The following is a 16,448-nucleotide window of genomic DNA, read 5'->3' as shown; positions in this document are numbered from 1 at the left end:
AAGGAGGCAGACCAATGGACAATTATATTGTACAAACCAATCATCTAAAGAAATATTACCAAATGGGTAAGAACACGATCCGGGCATTGGATGGCGTTGATTTTTGTGTGAAGGAGCATGAATTTGTGGCGATCATCGGCAAGAGCGGCTCCGGCAAAAGTACACTGCTGCATATGCTCGGGGGACTTGATATACCGACGGAGGGAGAGGTGTATGTGGAGGGGAAGAGTATTCAGGGGCTGAAGAAGGATCAGCTTGCCGTTTTCCGCCGCAGGAAGATCGGCTTCATCTTTCAGAATTATAATCTGGTTCCGGATCTGAATGTTTACGAGAATGTGATTCTACCGGTCGAGTTAGATGGGAGAAGGGTCGATACTGCGTATGTGGATGAGATTCTGGGACTTTTGGGGCTGACCGAGAAGAGAGACGCATTACCGGGGAATCTGTCGGGAGGGCAGCAGCAACGGGCGGCAATTGCCAGAGCGCTTGCGGCGAAGCCTGCGATCATATTGGCGGACGAGCCGACGGGTAATCTTGACTCTGCAACGAGTCACGACGTACTTGGACTTCTAAAGACGGCATCAAAACAGTTTTGCCAGACACTGATTCTTATTACACATGACAGGGACATTGCACAACTTGCTGACCGCATTGTACATATTGAAGATGGCAGGATCATCGGGGGTTTAGAGAAGGGAAGTGATCCGGATGCTTAAGAATACTAACAACGCTGTTGTTAAGCGGATGGCACGTCATTCCCTAAAGACCGGACGAAGGAGAACAGCGACAATGTTTCTTGCGGTTTTTCTTTCCTCCTTCATGATATTTACGATATTTACGGTGGGTGTCACTTACTTCAAAATGCTGAAGATTCAAAACATCCGGATGTCCGGGGCAAAGTTTGATGCGCTCATGTATGGTGTGACGGATGAGCAGGCACAGAAATGTGAGAATAATCCGGATATTACACTGACCGGTTTTCTTGGCATCTGTGGGTGGATCGAGAAAACAGACCGCGATGATACGCCGAGTGTTGGGCTTGGCTGGGCGGATGAGAATTACTGGTCGAAGATGATGAAACCGGCGAGAGAGAAGCTGGAGGGGGAATACCCGGTTGCGGAAGATGAGATCATGGTGACCAGAGAAGCATTGGAGAAATGTGGATATGACGAGCTAGGAGTCGGCGATTCGATCACAGTGACGTATGGCGTATACGATGGTGTTCAGAAAGGCACCTTTCGGATCAGTGGCATATGGGATGGCTATGGAACGAAGAAGATGTTCTATATGTCCAAAGCGTTTTATGAAAAGTCGGGATGGAAGCGCTCCGATGCTGCATCAGGAAGATATTTCATGGACTTTCGGCAGAGACTGATGACAAAGAAGACGCAGAATGCATTTATAAAAAGTATGAAACTGGGGAAACAGCAGGCTCTTTTCTTTGTCTCAGATCTGGGAGAATCGGTTGAGATCCTTGGAGGATTGATCGGACTGATCTTTGTTACCTGTCTGTGTGCTTATTTGCTGATCTATAATATCATGTATCTTTCGGTGGCAGGCAGAGTAAGACATTATGGACTGCTTCAGACAATCGGTATGACAGAACGGCAGATCAAGGTGATGCTCAAAGAGCAGCTGCTTCTGATAGGATCGATGGGGATAGGAACCGGCTGTGTAACGGGGGCGTTCGTTTCGTTCTTTCTGATCCCGGTGATCGTGAAAAATCTCGGAATCCAAAGTGGATATATTGATGGAATCGGAGTGCAGTTTCATCCGGCGGTTCTGGTGGTGACCGTATTGCTGGCGGGTATCACGATCAGTCTGGCGGGTTGGAAACCGGTGCGCAAGGCAGCAAAGGTTTCTCCGATAGAAGCGCTTGGATATCGTCCGGGGGCTGGAATGAAGGTGTCCCGAAGGAAAGGAACTGGGATAAGAAGCGGCAGGAAAGCGGCACGGGGGAATGTGATTGCGCGGATTTCCTGGGAGCAGTTTGTAAAGGATAAGAAGCGGACGGCGATGGTGCTTGTGTCTCTGGCGATGAGTCTGTCGGTGTATCTTTGCGTTGTTACATTGATCTCCAGTCAGGCGGCGCGCACAATCGTATCGAATAGTATGAACACAGATCTCGTCATTAAGAATGATACCGGCATAAAGGAAAAAGCAAAGGATCGGAAGGATATTCTGACCGGCTCCATCGAGAAGTCGATTAGCAGTAATCAAGGTGTTGCCGAAATGCATTCCATTGTATTTTCGGAAATTACGATTCCGTGGGAACCGGATCTTATGGAAAAGTGGATGAAGGAATTTTATGCAAAATGGATGAGCATTCCTTATAAAAAGGATCGAAAGGAGTACAAAGAGCATCCGGAGAACTTTGGAACAAGTATGCTTGGCATCGACGAGGACGAATTTGATCATCTGAATCAGACGCTCGACATGCCGGTGTCCAAAAACGATTTTCTCGCGGGAAAGGTGTGTATTGTTTACCGAAATGGTGTGGAGCTTGCGGATAAAGATCTTATCGGCAAAACAGTGACATGCACGCTCTATCGGAATCTTAAAAAGAGTAAAAGCTTTACAGTGTCAGGTGTGACGGATGATTCGTATTACACGGCACTTTTAGGATATCCGCCAACGCTCATTGTCAGTGATCAGGTGGTAAAGGCATTTGATGCGAAAGCATTTATCCTAAAGACAGGGATCCGGTATAAGAAGGAGTATGACCGTAGGACGGAGGAAGAGATTCTGGCAATTCTGAAAAAAGATGCCAATACACGAAATTTTTCCTGGGAATCCAAGCTCGAGGAGGCAGATGAGATGCGAAAGGCACAGGGGAATATGCCTCAGATCGGTATGGGGATTGTGTTGATCCTTGCATTTATTGGAACTATGAATTATATGAACACCTTTGTGGTAAATATACAGAACAGACGAACCGAGCTCTCAGTCATGGAAAGTATCGGGATGACGCAGTGGCAGATACTTAAGATGCTGATCCGGGAGGGAATCCTGTATGCAGGGGGAGCATGGCTTGTGACAATGTCCGTTGGCATGGCAGCTGTTTACGAGATTTATCAGTCTATGAACTATTGTCAGGTTGCATTCTGCGTGCCGGTTGTTCCGCTTCTGGGAGCGGCGCTTGTAACGGTAATCGTGTGTGTTGTCATTCCGGTGGCAGCATGGAAGAGGTTGTCCGGGCAGGGCAGCGTGATAGAACGCATTCGTGGAATTGAATAAAAAGCAGTTCACAAAACTTTCACAAAAATTATTAGCACTCGCTCTTGACGAGTGCTAATAAAAGTGGTATAACATATTACAGAACAAGGGAAGAGGTAATAGGAAGTCAGAAATGACCGGGACTTCATCCTACTTGCTCTGAGAAGAACAGTTCAATAAGGTTTAATTGAAGGAGGAATGACTTATGTTGATGCCTAGTATTTTTGGAGAGAATTTATTTGATGATCTGTTTGATGATTTTGCAAGACCAATGAATGTGATTCATTATGCAACCCCGACGCCAAGCGCTATGAAGACCGATGTGAAAGAGACAGATGCCGGTTATGAGCTTGATATAGATCTGCCAGGGTATAAGAAAGAGGATGTCAAGGCCGAATTGAAGGACGGTTACATGACCATCAGCGCAGAGAAGAAATCCGAGAACGATGAGAAGGATGACAAGAGCGGCAAGTACCTTCGCCGTGAGAGATATTACGGAAGCTGCAGCCGTAGCTTCTATGTTGGTGAGGAGGTTACCGAGGAGGATATCAAAGCGAAGTTTGAGGATGGTATCCTGAAGATTTCCGTCCCAAAGAAGGAACCACAGCCGGCGGTTGAACAAACCAAGACCATCGCTATTGAGGGATAAAGCAGTTGCACCGCTAAGGCGGTGAGTGATACCCATTCATGCCAATAAAATTGCACCCGGTCAGGAATCGAAAGGTTTCTGACCGGGTGTTGTTTTGTCCTTTTTATATTTGACAAACAAAAGCAATATGTATAAAATGAAGAGGAGCAGAAACTACAGGCTTCTGTGCAGGATTAGTACATCGGTAGTATATCAGCTTCCCAAGCTGAGGAGGCGGGTTCGACTCCCGTATCCTGCTTGACCGCATCGCAGGATTCTTATGGATTCTGCGATTTTTGTTGTATATTTAGGAAATAGTGTTTATGGAGGGTTATTTCATGGTAATTGAACCAAAGGTAAAAGCATTTATCTGCACCACGGCACATCCGGCAGGATGCCGCGCAGCAGTACAGGCACAGATTGATTATGTAAAGGCACAGCCTAAGACAGTAGGACCGAAGAAGGTTCTTGTGATCGGCTGTTCCATGGGATACGGACTTGCTTCCCGTATTGCGGCAGCATATTCCTGCGGCGCAGATACGCTCGGAATTATTTTTGATAAGCCGGCAAAGGGCAAGAGAACAGCAACAGCGGGATGGTATAATACAGCAGCGTTTGAGCAGATCGCACAGGCGGACGGGTTGTATGCGAAGACATTGAACGGTGATGCGTATTCTGCAGAGATGAAGGAGCAGACCATTGAGACGATCAAAAAGGATCTCGGTCAGGTAGACATGGTGATCTACAGTATTGCGGCACCGCGCCGTACGGCTCCGGACGGAGTGACATACAAGTCTGTACTTAAGACAACCGGTGAGGCGTACACAAACCGCACGATTGATCTGCGCAGCAACCAGCTTACGGAAGCGACGATCGAGCCGGCGACACAGGAGGAGATCAACAACACGATCAAGGTTATGGGCGGCGAGGACTGGATCCTCTGGATCAAGGCACTGAAGGATGCCGGTGTTCTTGCGGACGGTGCCAAGACGGTTGCATATTCCTATATCGGACCGGAGCTGACTTATCCGATCTATAAGGAAGGCTCTATTGGACAGGCAAAGAAGGATCTTTACGCTTCTGCAGACAAGATTCAGGAAGAGGTTGACGGCGTGGAGGCATACGTTTCCGTGAATAAGGCAGTTGTGACACAGTCCAGCGCAGCCATTCCGATCGTGCCATTGTATCTGGCGATCTTGTTCAAGGTGATGAAGGAGCAGAATGTGCAGGAGGGCTGTATTGAGCAGATGTACCGCATGATCCATGACCGTCTCTGTAATGGTGGCGAGGTGGTGACCGATGAGAACCGTCTGATCCGCATGGATGACTGGGAGATGGAGCCGAAGGTGCAGGAGGCAGTCGCTGCAATCTGGGAGAAGATTGATCAGGACAATCTCGAGGAAGTGACAGATCTGGAAGGATACTGGCAGGAGTTCTATGAGATTTTCGGATTCTGCATTGATGGCGTGGACTACAGCGCAGATGTGGATGCCGATGTACAGATCCCGAGCATCGCACCGGTGGAGTAATGATGCAATAATAAGTATTTACAAAATGAAACCGGTATGCTAATCTTTTTGTAAATTGACAAGGGCGTTGATAGAGATATCAGCGTCCTTTTGTATATTGGGAAATCTGTTTCCGAAGACAAAAAATATTCCATGAGAAAACATAGAACGAGAAAAACGTAGTATTAAAAATATTACCAAATTAACACGAAATAATTAGGAATATTTCACAATAAATGACAATAAAATATAAAAATCCTTGTGAAAATAACCAAAATGATGTATAATAAATCTATAAAATTGTTTATGTGAACGTGAAAAGGGGGCCTTTATATGAACAAAGTAATTACAATCAGCAGACAGTATGGCAGTGGCGGCAGAGAGGTTGGTCAGAAGCTTGCCGGGCATTATGGTATCCCGTTTTATGACAACGAGTTAATCACGCGTGCTGCAAAGGAGAGCGGATTTGCGGAGGAGACCTTTGCAAAGGCAGAGGATAAGGCAACGAACAGCCTTTTATATTCTCTGGCAATGGGAATTAATGTTTACGGGAATCAGGACTTTGGATTTTCCGGGTTGTCTCTGGATGACAGAATTTTCCTGGCACAGTCCGATGTGATCCGTAAGGTTGCCGATGACGGACCATGTGTTATTGTTGGCAGATGTGCCGACTACGTATTAAAGGAGCGGGTCAATATTTTTAACGTATTTGTACAGGCTTCTTTGGATTATCGTCTCAAGCGTGTCGTTGATGTTTACGGTGAGAGCGAGAAGAAAGCAGGGGAGATTATTTTAAAGAATGATAAGCGCCGTGCGAACTACTACAATTATCATGTGGGTGAAAAGTGGACGAATCTGACCAACTATGACATGGTTGTCCGCAGTGATATTGCCGGTATTGATAAAGCGGTGGAGAGTATTTGCACTTACCTTGGCGAGTAATTGGCAGAGGGGGATGTGTTATGGAGAAGATTGCAGAAAGAATTAAGGAGATTATTGATAAGAGCAGAAATATTGTTGTGCTGAGTGGACTGAATACGATGCGTGAGACCGGACTGAACGGTGTGCGGGCAGAGCATCTGGCGTATGAGACGGAGGAAAAGTACGGATATTCCAACGATGAGATTGTATCCTCCGCATTTTATGCAAGACGTAGTGATATATTTTATGATTATATTAAGAATGTGACGATTAATAAGGAGGCAGTGCCGACGGTTGTTCACAAGGCGGTCCGTCAGCTGCAGCAGAAGGGGAAGGTGCCTCATATCATCACGCGTACCGTTTATGAGCTTTATCAGAAGGCGGGCTGTGAGCATGTGCTTGACATGCATGGTTCCATTGAGAAGAATATATGTCCGGCGTGTGGGAAACTTTTTGATATGAAGTACATAAAGGAGTCGAAGGGAGAGCCGGTGTGCGACAAGTGTCGGATTCCGATCCGTCCCGGATTTATCCTGCTTGGTGAGCGCGTGGACAATGGCAAGGTGTCCGAGGTGTGCGACATCGTCGAGTCAGCGGATGTGCTGCTTGTGCTTGGTTCTGCTGTCAGAGATCCGATCTGCCAGCATTTCGAGAGATACTACAAAGGTAATAAGTTTATTCTTGTAAATACAGAGGAAAAGCTGGGGGATACGCGGGCAGATTACAGGCTGTATGGGTGTCTGAGCGAGATTGTTCCTTACATTACCGGTTATGATCCAGATGCGGTTTTTCCGGAGAAGGCAGAAGAAAAGATGGCACAAGTTAAGAAATAAAGCCGGATAAGGTTGCAAAACGCCTTAAAACGGTTTAAAATAAATCTCTGTCCGGAGTTTTTTCGGATGGAGATTTTTCTTTAGTGGAGGATTGTTAAAATGAGCAAGGTTAGAACAAGATTTGCGCCAAGTCCTACCGGCAGAATGCATGTAGGAAACTTAAGAACGGCGTTGTACACCTATCTGATCGCCAAGCATGAGGGCGGCGACTTTGTACTTAGAATAGAAGATACTGATCAGGAGCGTTTTTTTGATGAAGCACTGCAGATCATTTACCGTACTTTGGAGAAGACCGGACTCAAGCATGATGAAGGTCCGGACAAGGATGGCGGCTATGGTCCGTACATCCAGAGCGAGCGCTGTAAGAGCGGCCTTTATATGAAATATGCCAAGGAGCTGATCGCCAAGGGCGAGGCTTATTACTGTTTCTGTGATAAGGAGCGTCTTGAGTCTCTGAAGCAGAACATTGGCGGCAAGGAGATCACTGCATATGACAAGCATTGTCTCCATCTGTCCAAGGAGGAGATCGAGGCGAATTTGGCAGCAGGCAAGCCGTATGTTATCCGTGCCAATGTGCCGAATGAGGGCGTGACGACATTCCATGATGAGATTTATGGTGATATTTCCCAGCCTAACGAAGAGCTGGACGATATGATCCTGATCAAGTCCGATGGATATCCAACCTACAATTTTGCGAACGTAATCGATGATCATCTAATGAAGATCACACACGTTGTGCGTGGAAATGAGTATCTTTCCTCCGCACCGAAATATACCAGACTGTACCATGCATTTGGCTGGGAAGAGCCGAAATATATCCACTGTCCGCTGATCACTAACGAGGAGCATCAGAAGCTCAGCAAGCGTAGCGGTCATTCCTCTTATGAGGATCTGATCGAGCAGGGATTTTTGTCAGAGGCCGTTGTCAATTATGTGGCACTTCTCGGATGGAGTCCGACAGATAACCGTGAGATCTTCAGTCTTGAGGAACTGGTGGAGAACTTTGATTATCATCATATCAGCAAGTCACCGGCGGTATTTGATATTGTCAAGCTGAAATGGATGAATGGCGAATATATCAAGGCGATGGACAATGAGGCGTATTATGAGCAAGCACTTCCTGTGATCAAAGAGGTTATTACAAAGGATTACGATCTCAGGAAGATTGCAGATCTTGTGAAGACAAGAATTGAGATCTTCCCGGATATCAAGGAGAAGATCGACTTTTTTGAGGAGCTTCCGGAGTATGATATCGCAATGTATACGCACAAGAAAATGAAAACAAACAGCGAAAATTCACTTGTTGTATTAAAGGAGATGCTTCCACGTCTGGAGCAGCTTGAGGATTACAGTCATGAGGGTATTGAGGCTGTTTGCAAGGAGTATATTGCCGAGAAGGAGATTAAGAACGGGCTGTGCTTATGGCCACTTCGTACTGCAGTTTCCGGCAAGCAGATGACACCGGGTGGAGCGTATGAGATCATTGAGATCATCGGTAAGGATGAGACGATCGCCCGTATCAAAAAGGGAATTGAACTGTTGGAAGCAGCGCAGTAATATGTTATCAGATTCCGTGTGGACATGATTTTCGCACGGCAGACTTTGTGGGCTGAGAAAGACATATGGGTTTAGTATGGAATTAAACGAATCACAAAAGAAAGCGGTCTCTCATTTCGAGGGACCGATGATGGTCCTGGCGGGTCCGGGCTCTGGCAAAACCAGAGTCATAACCCACCGGGTCCGTTTTTTAATAGAGCAAAAAGGCATAGATCCGTTCAACATTCTTGTTATCACATTTACCAGGGCGGCTGCCGTGGAGATGCGCCAGCGTTATCAGCAGATGGCACCGGCATACGGTGCACCGGTATCTTTCAGTACATTTCATTCGATTTTTTTCACTATTTTGAAGCATGCATATCATTATAAGGCGAGCAATATCATCAAGGAGGACGTCAGACGTCAGCTTTTGAAGGAGATTGTGGACGAGACCGATATTGAGATTCAGGACGAAAATGAATTTTTGAATGATCTTGGTTCGGAGATCAGCCGTGTGAAAGGCGGCAGAATGGATCTGGCACATTACTATTCGCCAAATTGTCCGGGAGATACGTTTCGACGGATCTATGAGAAATATCAGAATGGTCTGGTAAAGCGGCGGCTGATTGATTTCGATGATATGCTTGTGTACTGTTATGAGCTGCTGGAGCAGCGTCCGGATATCCGTAAGATGTGGCAACAGCGGTTTCCGTTTATTTTGATCGATGAGTTTCAGGATATCAATCAGGTGCAATACGATGTGGTGAAGCTGTTAGCACAGCCTGCCAATAATATTTTCATCGTGGGCGATGATGACCAGTCGATCTATGGTTTCCGCGGGGCGAGACCGGACATTATGCAGAGCTTTGGAAAGGAATTTTCTCCGGAGATCTGTAAATTGAATGTAAATTATAGGAGTAAAGGTGAGATCATTGCGCTTGCCGGACGTGTGATCGGTCACAATAAGAATCGTCTGGACAAGAAAATTATTGGAACCGAGAAGGATTTTAAGCCGGGTTCTGCCGTGCAAGTGCAGGAATTTCAGGGGATGACGGAGCAAAATGAAAAGATCCGTGAGGAGATTCTTGTCTATCGCAATCGGGGAATCCCTTATCGGGAGATGGCGGTGCTTTTCCGGACGAATACGCAGGCGCGTGCGATCAGTGCGAAGCTGAAGGAATATAATATTCCGTTTGTCATGAAGGAGATGGTGCCGAATCTTTACGATCACTGGATCGTGCGGGATATTCTCACGTATATTAAGGTGGCGTGCGGCAACCGCGAGCGTGGCAATGTCATGCGCATTATTAACCGTCCGAAACGTTATGTCCACCGGAATGCACTGACCGATGCCTATATTGATCTGGAGGAGCTGGAGCTTTTCTATGAGGATAAGGACTGGATGGTGGACCGTATTGTGAATTTGCGCGCGGATCTGGGACTGATCGCAGATATGCGTCCGTATGCAGCGGTCAATTTTATCCGCCGTGGCGTGGGGTATGACGATTATATTCAGGAATATGCGGAGTACCGCGGGATCCGTGCGGGAGATATGTACGAGATCTTAGACGAGCTGCAGGAGGCGAGCAAGGGCTTTAAGGATTTTGAGGAGTGGTTTGCCTATATTGAAAGCTATGGGGAAGAGTTGAAAAAGCAGAGCGAGAAAAGCCGCCAGAGGGATAACGGGCAGCCGGAGGATGCCGTGTTGTTGATGACGATGCATGGTGCTAAGGGGCTGGAGTTTGAGTGCGTGTTTATCCCGGATGTCAATGAGGGAGTGACGCCGTACAGCAAGGCAGTGCTGACAGAGGACATCGAGGAGGAGCGTCGGATGTTTTATGTTGCAATGACGCGTGCAAAGTCGCATCTGCATATCTATTATCTGAAAGAACGGTTCAGCAAAGAGGTGTCGGTTTCCAGGTTTGTCGGGGAGATGCTCGGTGCAGAAGACGCAGAAAGCTCACGCATTTCCTTGAGCAGAAAACGGTAGCGCACATTTGCAGCGTTCATTTCATAAATATATCGGTCGATCAAATCCGGCTCGTTGGTATTTTGCAGACCGAGATAGGCGTCATTGATCGCCTGTTGACAATCACAGATTGCTTTTTTTAGGAAATCCTTCCGTTTTGGGGGGATTTTCTTTTTTTCTTTCCATAATAATCGGATCATGAATCATTACCTCCATATTTTTGTACAAGACTCATATCTAAAGTATAGGTATGCAAATAGGAAATTATACATTTCACACGTGAAATTTTATCGGTAAAATTTTTGCGGGAATACTGCCGATGGACGTGCATATACTGTTAGTAATTATGAGTGAATGAAAAGAAATGCAACGTACAAAGTTGCAAATGGAGAAAATTGCAGTGTATATGGCGGCATTTATCATTTTATGTACTTTATTTATCATTTGTATCTGGGGAAATCTTGGGAAAATTATTTTGAATGCACTGATCAGGTGCCTGTTTTGCTTAGTTTGTGTCTATGTGTGTAACGGTCTGATCAGCTATTTTGGCGGAAATATCGTCGTCAAAATTAACGAAATTACAATCTGTGTATCCACGATTTTAGGAATAAGTGGTGTAGCAGGTCTCTATCTTTTGCAGTTGTTTTTTACAATTCATGGGTAAAAACTTTGGCAGAAATGCACAGAATTGCTCCGTTTGACAGACTGGATCGACGGGTGCTATAGTGGGCGGCACCAAGCAAAGGGAGGTGGGAGAATCCATTGTGTTGCTATGACGATCCTGCTGGTGTTAAGCTCCGTCAGCGATCTGAAACAGTATCGGATTCCGAACGATCTGATCGTGGCAGGATGGCTGGTGGCGTTATTACTGCGCTGGTATGAACAGGGACTTGTCGGAGTGGGAGCCGGAGTCTGCTGTGTTCTGTTAGGGACAGCTGCGTTACTGCCGATGTTTTGTATCCGCGGAATGGGAGCGGGGGATATTAAGCTGTTATCGGTAATTGCAGGAATGTATGGAATGAAATTCTGGGTACATACCGGAATTGTGTTTGCTGTTCTGGCGGCGGTGGCGTCGTTGCTTCATATGCTGGGAAAGCGGCAATTTTTAGAAAGAATGAAGTATTTCGTTTGTTGTGCGGTCTTACACAGGAGGAAGACATATTACAATGTGAAAAGGGATGGCTATGAGATGGTAATTCCGTTGGCACCATTGGCGGCAATGGCGTATTATATCGTGTGCCTTGAGAGAACAGGGGGGATTTTTTGAATAAATTACTGGTGGCTTTGTATGACACGCAGGGGTATATGAGGTCGTTGGCGGATTATTTTGGCAGAAAGAATTTTCTGTTAGACAGCCGATTGTTTACAAAGCTCGAGAGTTTGAATGAATTTTTGAAGGACAGGCAGCCGGATGTTCTGCTTCTGGGAGAGGATGTCGACCGGACCGGGGTAAAATACCTTGACCGGGCGAGACATCTTGTGATCATGTCGGAGGGCAACGGCGTGGCAGAGGGTGGAGAGACATGTCCATTAATCTTTAAGTATCAGTCGGCAGAAAAGATCCTGCAGGAAATTTTTCAGATTCTGGAAGAGGGGGAGGGAGCTTCGTCTGTTACCGCCACTAAAACGGGAGGACAGACCGAGTTTATAGGGATTTACCGCCCGTACGGGGCACCGGTTCCATTGCAGCGGCTCCTGCCGGAGGTGAAGGACCGGAGACAGAGTATTCTTGTTGATCTGGAGCTTTTTGGGGAAGGACAACAGGTGATGAAAGCTGCCGGGACTGCAGAGAACAGTGGTATGTCGGAGGTGATCTTTTATTTGAAGCAGCATAGCGAAAAGCTGGCAGCAAAACTTCGGAGAATGATCACGCAGTGCGACGGAATGGATTATCTGGGAGCGGTTGAGGATTTCAGAGATTTGTATACGCTTTGCCGGGAGGATGTGGACAGGCTGTTATCACTGTTTGCACACGAAACCGGATATGAAAGAGTTGTGTTTGATGTGGGATTTCTCACCGATTCTTCGTTGTATCTGCTGTACTGCTGTGACCGCATCTATATACCGAGAGCGCAAAGCCGCTGGGAGGAACAAAGACGTGCCGCATTGGAACGATTGCTGGTGCGCGAAGGACTGGAGGAAGTAATTGACAATATACAGTACGTATGACGCAAGGGGGCAAAAGCAGATGAAAGCGGAGCGACCTACAGCATTTTATACAATGTGAGGGAGGGAACATATGAGTGAGAAACGTCTGGAGAAGATTCAGCAGGAGATACAGGAGGAATTGTTACGGGAACTGGAGCAGGGTGTCAGCTTCTCAGATGAACAGATGCAGGATGAAATTGAGATACGTGTCCTGAAACGTGGACAGATGGAATATCTGACCATCGAAGAGAAGATGGAGCTTGTCAAAAAAATCTTTAATTCTGTGCGCAGGTTGGATGTGCTGCAGGAACTTTTGGAGGATCAGGATATTACGGAGATCATGATCAATGGACCGGATCACATTTTTATCGAGAAGGGAGGACGATTGCTGGATTCGGGTAAGAAGTTTCCGAGTCAGGCAAAGCTGGAGGATGTGATCCAGCAGATCGTGTCGAAGGTGAACCGGGTGGTTAATGAGGCATCACCGATTGTGGATGTGCGGCTGCTTGACGGCTCCAGGGTGAATGTCGTGCTTCCACCGGTTGCGCTGGATGGACCGGTCATGACAATACGGCGGTTTCCGGAGAATCCGTTTGATATGGACAAGCTTCTGGAGCTTGGAAGTATCACGAAAGAGGCAGCCGTGTTTTTGCGGACACTGGTAGAGGCGAGATACAACATTTTCATCAGTGGTGGCACCGGATCCGGCAAAACCACCTTTCTCAATGCATTGTCAAACTATATTCCATCCACAGAGCGTATTGTGACAATTGAAGATTCGGCAGAATTACAGATTCAGAATATTGCGAATCTGGTTCGTCTGGAAACACGCAATGCCAACCTGGAGGGGAAGAATGAGATTACGGTGCGGGATCTGGTACGGTCAGCACTTCGTCAGCGTCCGGACAGAATTATTATCGGCGAGATCAGGGATGCGGCGGTGATTGAACTGCTCAGTGCCATGAACACCGGACATGATGGAAGTATATCAACCGGTCATGCGAACAGTCCGGTCGATATGCTGCGCCGGTTGGAGACGCTTGTGCTTACAGGAATGGATATTCCGTTGCAGGCAGTGCGTAGTCAGATCGCATCGGCGATTGAGATCGTGGTGCAGCTTGGCAGACTGCGCGATAAGTCAAGAAAGGTCTTGGAGATTGATGAGGTATGCGGCATTGAGGATGGCGAGATTGTATTGCGTCCTTTGTATAAGTTTCAAGAGACGAAGGGCAGCAGTAAGGAGCATGTGAAAGGGCATCTGGTGGCGACTGATCACCGGCTGGCGAACAGGGACAAACTGATCATGGCAGGAAAGGAGACAGCGGATGAATAATAGACGGGTCTGGGACTGCATCCGCGCCGGAGGAGAGGTGATTGTATTACTGATCCTGTTTTACCGGAGTCTGTTATGGGTTTTGCTGATTGGAACGCCATTGTGTTTTTTACAGTACCGGCGGCTGAAAAGAAAGTGGGAGCTGCAGCACCGCTGGCAGCTTAATCTGGAATTTAAGGAGGGGCTTCAGGGACTTGCGGCAGCTTTAAATGCAGGCTATTCCATTGAAAATGCAATAGAAGAAAGCCGGCGGGATCTGCTGGTTGTATATGGCAAAGAATCTTTGCTTAGCTGGGAATTTCAGGTGATGCTGGAGCAGTTAAAGCTGAATCGGCCGGTGGAACAGGTTATGGATGAATTTGCCGCGCGAAGCGGTGTGCAGGATATCAAAAGCTTTGCGGAGGTGTTCCGGACAGCTCGCCGGTCGGGTGGCAATCTGGTTGAGATCACGAGGGCCAGTGCAGACCGGATCGGGGAGAAGATAGAGGTGAGCAGGGAGATTCACACGATGATCGCCGGAAAGCAGATGGAGGGATGTATTATGAATATCGTACCTTTGGGGATGATCCTTTATTTTTGGATATGTTCGCCGGGGTTTCTGGATGGTTTTTACGGTGGAATCCGGGGACGGATCGAGATGAGTGTGTTCTTGCTGATCTATCTTGCGGCATACCTGCTCAGTGAAAAAATATGCCGGATCACTGTCTGAGCTTGCGGATATGCACACATTAGAGGATAAGTGGAAAATGAGCTGTTACAGGGAGGAAGACAGGATGAAGAGCGTCAAAGGGATTGACAAATTAGCATATTGTCTGCATCGGTTCTGGAGATTACGGCTGCATGTGCCATTTTCGGAGGGACGGCGAAAGCATCTGCAGATGCTCCGACCGGGAAGTCCGGTAAAGGAGCTTGAGGTGTGGGATGATTGCCGGAGGTTTCAGGCAGGGCTGTGGACTGTGCTTTTTACGATTGTACTTGTGGCGATTGCAGCGTTTGCGGGACAGGGAACAAAGGTGCTTACAGGAACCGGAGAATTGAAACGGCTTGAACCCGGGGGAGGGAGCAGGAAGACGGAGATCACCGTTCAGGGAGGTGGCAACCGGAAAACCATAGAGATAGAGATTCCCGAGAGGGAGTATCGGAAGGAGGAACTTGCAGCAAAGCTTGCCGAAGGCAGGGAGTATATTAAAAAACATTATCTGGGAGAGAATCCGTCTGCAGAGAAGATAACAAAACCACTTCGGTTGGTGTCCACAATACAGGACAGTGCAGTCAAGGTGCGATGGAAACTGGATGCAGCCGGATATGTCAATAAAGACGGAACATTAAATACAGACGATCTGAAGGAAGAGACCGAAGTCACGCTTACAGCAGAGATGGTTTACTGTGATGTAAAGGAGCCGATGATGCTTAATTTACTGCTGTGTCCCCCAAACAAAAGCAGAGAACAGAGATTTTGGGAGAGTTGGGAAAAGCAGTGGCAGATGGAGAAAGAGAACTCATCACAGGAGAAACGTGTGTCGCTGCCGGGACGTATTGGGAACCAGACAATGCATTACAGCGAGGTGAATCATCCGTTATGGCGCAGGATTTTGCTGATGGGAATATTATTTAGCCTGATTTTGCCGTTTCTTTTCGATTATCAGTTAGAGCAGGGGATAAGGAAAAGAGAACTGCAGCTGCAGCAGGAGTATCCCGAGATGATAGAGCGTTTTATTCTGCTTCTTGGAGCAGGTCTTACAATACGAGGGGCATGGCAGCGGATCACAAAGGATTACGAGGCACGCAGAGAGTGTGGTGAGATTTCCGGTCATTATCTGTATGAAGAGATGATATTGACCCAGATGGAAATGGAGAACGGGAAAAACGAGGCGGCAGCGTATCAGGCGTTTGGCAGGCGGATCTCCATGCTTTCGTATATGAAGTTCAGCACGCTTCTGGTGCAGAATTTAAGGAAGGGCTCGGACGATCTGCTGCGGCGGATGGAGGTTGAGGCAGAGGATGCATTGCGTGCAAGAAGAGAGTTTGCCAGACAGCTCGGAGAAGAAGCCGGAACAAAGCTTTTATTGCCAATGATCATGATGCTTGTCGTCGTATTTGCATTGATCATGGCGGCAGCATTTCAGTCGATGTAAGAGGAACAGAAAGGAAGGAAAGGTGAGTATATGGGATTTATGAAAGAGTTTTGGGATAACGAGGATGGAATTGGTGTAGTGGAGATTGTGTTAATTCTTGTAATTTTGATTGCGTTGATCGTAATTTTCAAGGATAAGATATCAACCATTATCAGCAATGCATTTTCACAGATTGACGACGGAGCAGGAACGATTAATGATGAGATCACTATGTAGAGAGA

Annotated in this window: 16 protein-coding genes and 1 tRNA gene; 16 read left to right on the top strand and 1 reads right to left on the bottom strand. The window is 47.0% G+C overall.

Annotation, left to right across the window (positions count from 1 at the left end; genetic code table 11):
* The first annotated feature begins 14 nt into the window (after window positions 1-14).
* From ACZLMD_RS01970 to ACZLMD_RS01930, 9 genes are all read left to right on the top strand, one after another.
* Entirely contained in the window at window positions 15-716 is a 702-nt protein-coding gene (locus ACZLMD_RS01970; protein ID WP_118559575.1) for an ABC transporter ATP-binding protein, read from the top strand.
* Complete coding sequence (locus ACZLMD_RS01965; RefSeq protein ID WP_489495037.1) at window positions 709-3,237, top strand: FtsX-like permease family protein; 2,529 nt, start codon at window positions 709-711, stop codon at window positions 3,235-3,237. The genes ACZLMD_RS01970 and ACZLMD_RS01965 overlap by 8 nt, the downstream gene beginning before the upstream one ends.
* Window positions 3,238-3,421: 184 nt before the next feature.
* Window positions 3,422-3,865 carry an Hsp20/alpha crystallin family protein gene (locus ACZLMD_RS01960; protein WP_118559577.1) on the top strand — a complete coding sequence of 148 codons (444 nt, stop codon included), beginning with the start codon at window positions 3,422-3,424 and terminating at the stop codon, window positions 3,863-3,865.
* 167 nt (window positions 3,866-4,032) lie between these two features.
* A tRNA-Gly gene (locus ACZLMD_RS01955) sits at window positions 4,033-4,103 on the top strand.
* A gap of 79 nt (window positions 4,104-4,182) precedes the next feature.
* On the top strand, window positions 4,183-5,373 hold the full coding sequence (gene fabV, locus ACZLMD_RS01950; protein WP_022305583.1) for an enoyl-ACP reductase FabV: 1,191 nt from the start codon (window positions 4,183-4,185) through the stop codon (window positions 5,371-5,373).
* A gap of 312 nt (window positions 5,374-5,685) precedes the next feature.
* Window positions 5,686-6,294, top strand: coding sequence for a cytidylate kinase-like family protein (locus ACZLMD_RS01945; RefSeq protein WP_022305582.1), 609 nt, complete (start codon window positions 5,686-5,688; stop codon window positions 6,292-6,294).
* A gap of 20 nt (window positions 6,295-6,314) precedes the next feature.
* Window positions 6,315-7,106, top strand: a complete 792-nt coding sequence (locus ACZLMD_RS01940; protein WP_022305581.1) for an SIR2 family NAD-dependent protein deacylase — start codon at window positions 6,315-6,317, stop codon at window positions 7,104-7,106.
* Window positions 7,107-7,205: 99 nt separating this feature from the next.
* The gene (gene gltX, locus ACZLMD_RS01935) at window positions 7,206-8,663 is read left to right on the top strand and encodes a glutamate--tRNA ligase (protein WP_482522959.1); all 1,458 of its coding nucleotides are present in this window, start codon (window positions 7,206-7,208) and stop codon (window positions 8,661-8,663) included.
* A gap of 76 nt (window positions 8,664-8,739) precedes the next feature.
* On the top strand, window positions 8,740-10,632 hold the full coding sequence (locus ACZLMD_RS01930) for an ATP-dependent helicase (protein WP_489495036.1): 1,893 nt from the start codon (window positions 8,740-8,742) through the stop codon (window positions 10,630-10,632).
* Here ACZLMD_RS01930 and ACZLMD_RS01925 read toward each other — a convergent pair.
* Window positions 10,521-10,811 (bottom strand): DUF2508 family protein, encoded by a 291-nt coding sequence (locus ACZLMD_RS01925; protein WP_022305578.1) that lies wholly within the window; start codon window positions 10,809-10,811, stop codon window positions 10,521-10,523. The two genes, ACZLMD_RS01930 and ACZLMD_RS01925, sit on opposite strands and share 112 nt — an antisense overlap.
* Window positions 10,812-10,975: 164 nt before the next feature.
* Between ACZLMD_RS01925 and ACZLMD_RS01920 the strand changes: the two genes are divergently transcribed.
* The 7 genes from ACZLMD_RS01920 (at window position 10,976) to ACZLMD_RS01890 (ending at window position 16,443) form a co-directional block, all read left to right on the top strand.
* A complete protein-coding gene (locus ACZLMD_RS01920) occupies window positions 10,976-11,275 on the top strand; it encodes a pro-sigmaK processing inhibitor BofA family protein (protein ID WP_489495035.1) in 300 nt (99 codons plus the stop codon).
* A 24-nt stretch (window positions 11,276-11,299) separates the two neighbouring features.
* Window positions 11,300-11,878, top strand: a complete 579-nt coding sequence (locus tag ACZLMD_RS01915; RefSeq protein ID WP_489495034.1) for an A24 family peptidase — start codon at window positions 11,300-11,302, stop codon at window positions 11,876-11,878.
* Window positions 11,875-12,780, top strand: a complete 906-nt coding sequence (locus ACZLMD_RS01910; protein WP_484107358.1) for a hypothetical protein — start codon at window positions 11,875-11,877, stop codon at window positions 12,778-12,780. Before ACZLMD_RS01915 ends, ACZLMD_RS01910 begins: the two co-directional genes overlap by 4 nt.
* Before the next feature lie 70 nt (window positions 12,781-12,850).
* Window positions 12,851-14,092, top strand: coding sequence for a TadA family conjugal transfer-associated ATPase (locus ACZLMD_RS01905; RefSeq protein ID WP_455058343.1), 1,242 nt, complete (start codon window positions 12,851-12,853; stop codon window positions 14,090-14,092).
* Window positions 14,085-14,801, top strand: a complete 717-nt coding sequence (locus ACZLMD_RS01900; protein ID WP_489495033.1) for a type II secretion system F family protein — start codon at window positions 14,085-14,087, stop codon at window positions 14,799-14,801. Before ACZLMD_RS01905 ends, ACZLMD_RS01900 begins: the two co-directional genes overlap by 8 nt.
* 64 nt (window positions 14,802-14,865) lie before the next feature.
* Window positions 14,866-16,227, top strand: a complete 1,362-nt coding sequence (locus ACZLMD_RS01895) for a hypothetical protein (RefSeq protein ID WP_489495031.1) — start codon at window positions 14,866-14,868, stop codon at window positions 16,225-16,227.
* 30 nt (window positions 16,228-16,257) lie between these two features.
* The gene (locus ACZLMD_RS01890; protein ID WP_489495030.1) at window positions 16,258-16,443 is read left to right on the top strand and encodes a Flp1 family type IVb pilin; all 186 of its coding nucleotides are present in this window, start codon (window positions 16,258-16,260) and stop codon (window positions 16,441-16,443) included.
* The last annotated feature ends 5 nt before the right edge of the window (window positions 16,444-16,448 follow it).

It is taken from the genome of Jutongia sp. (genome assembly GCF_057878315.1).
Note: the sequence above shows the minus strand (reverse complement) of the source record. Positions and strands in the feature narration are given on the sequence as shown.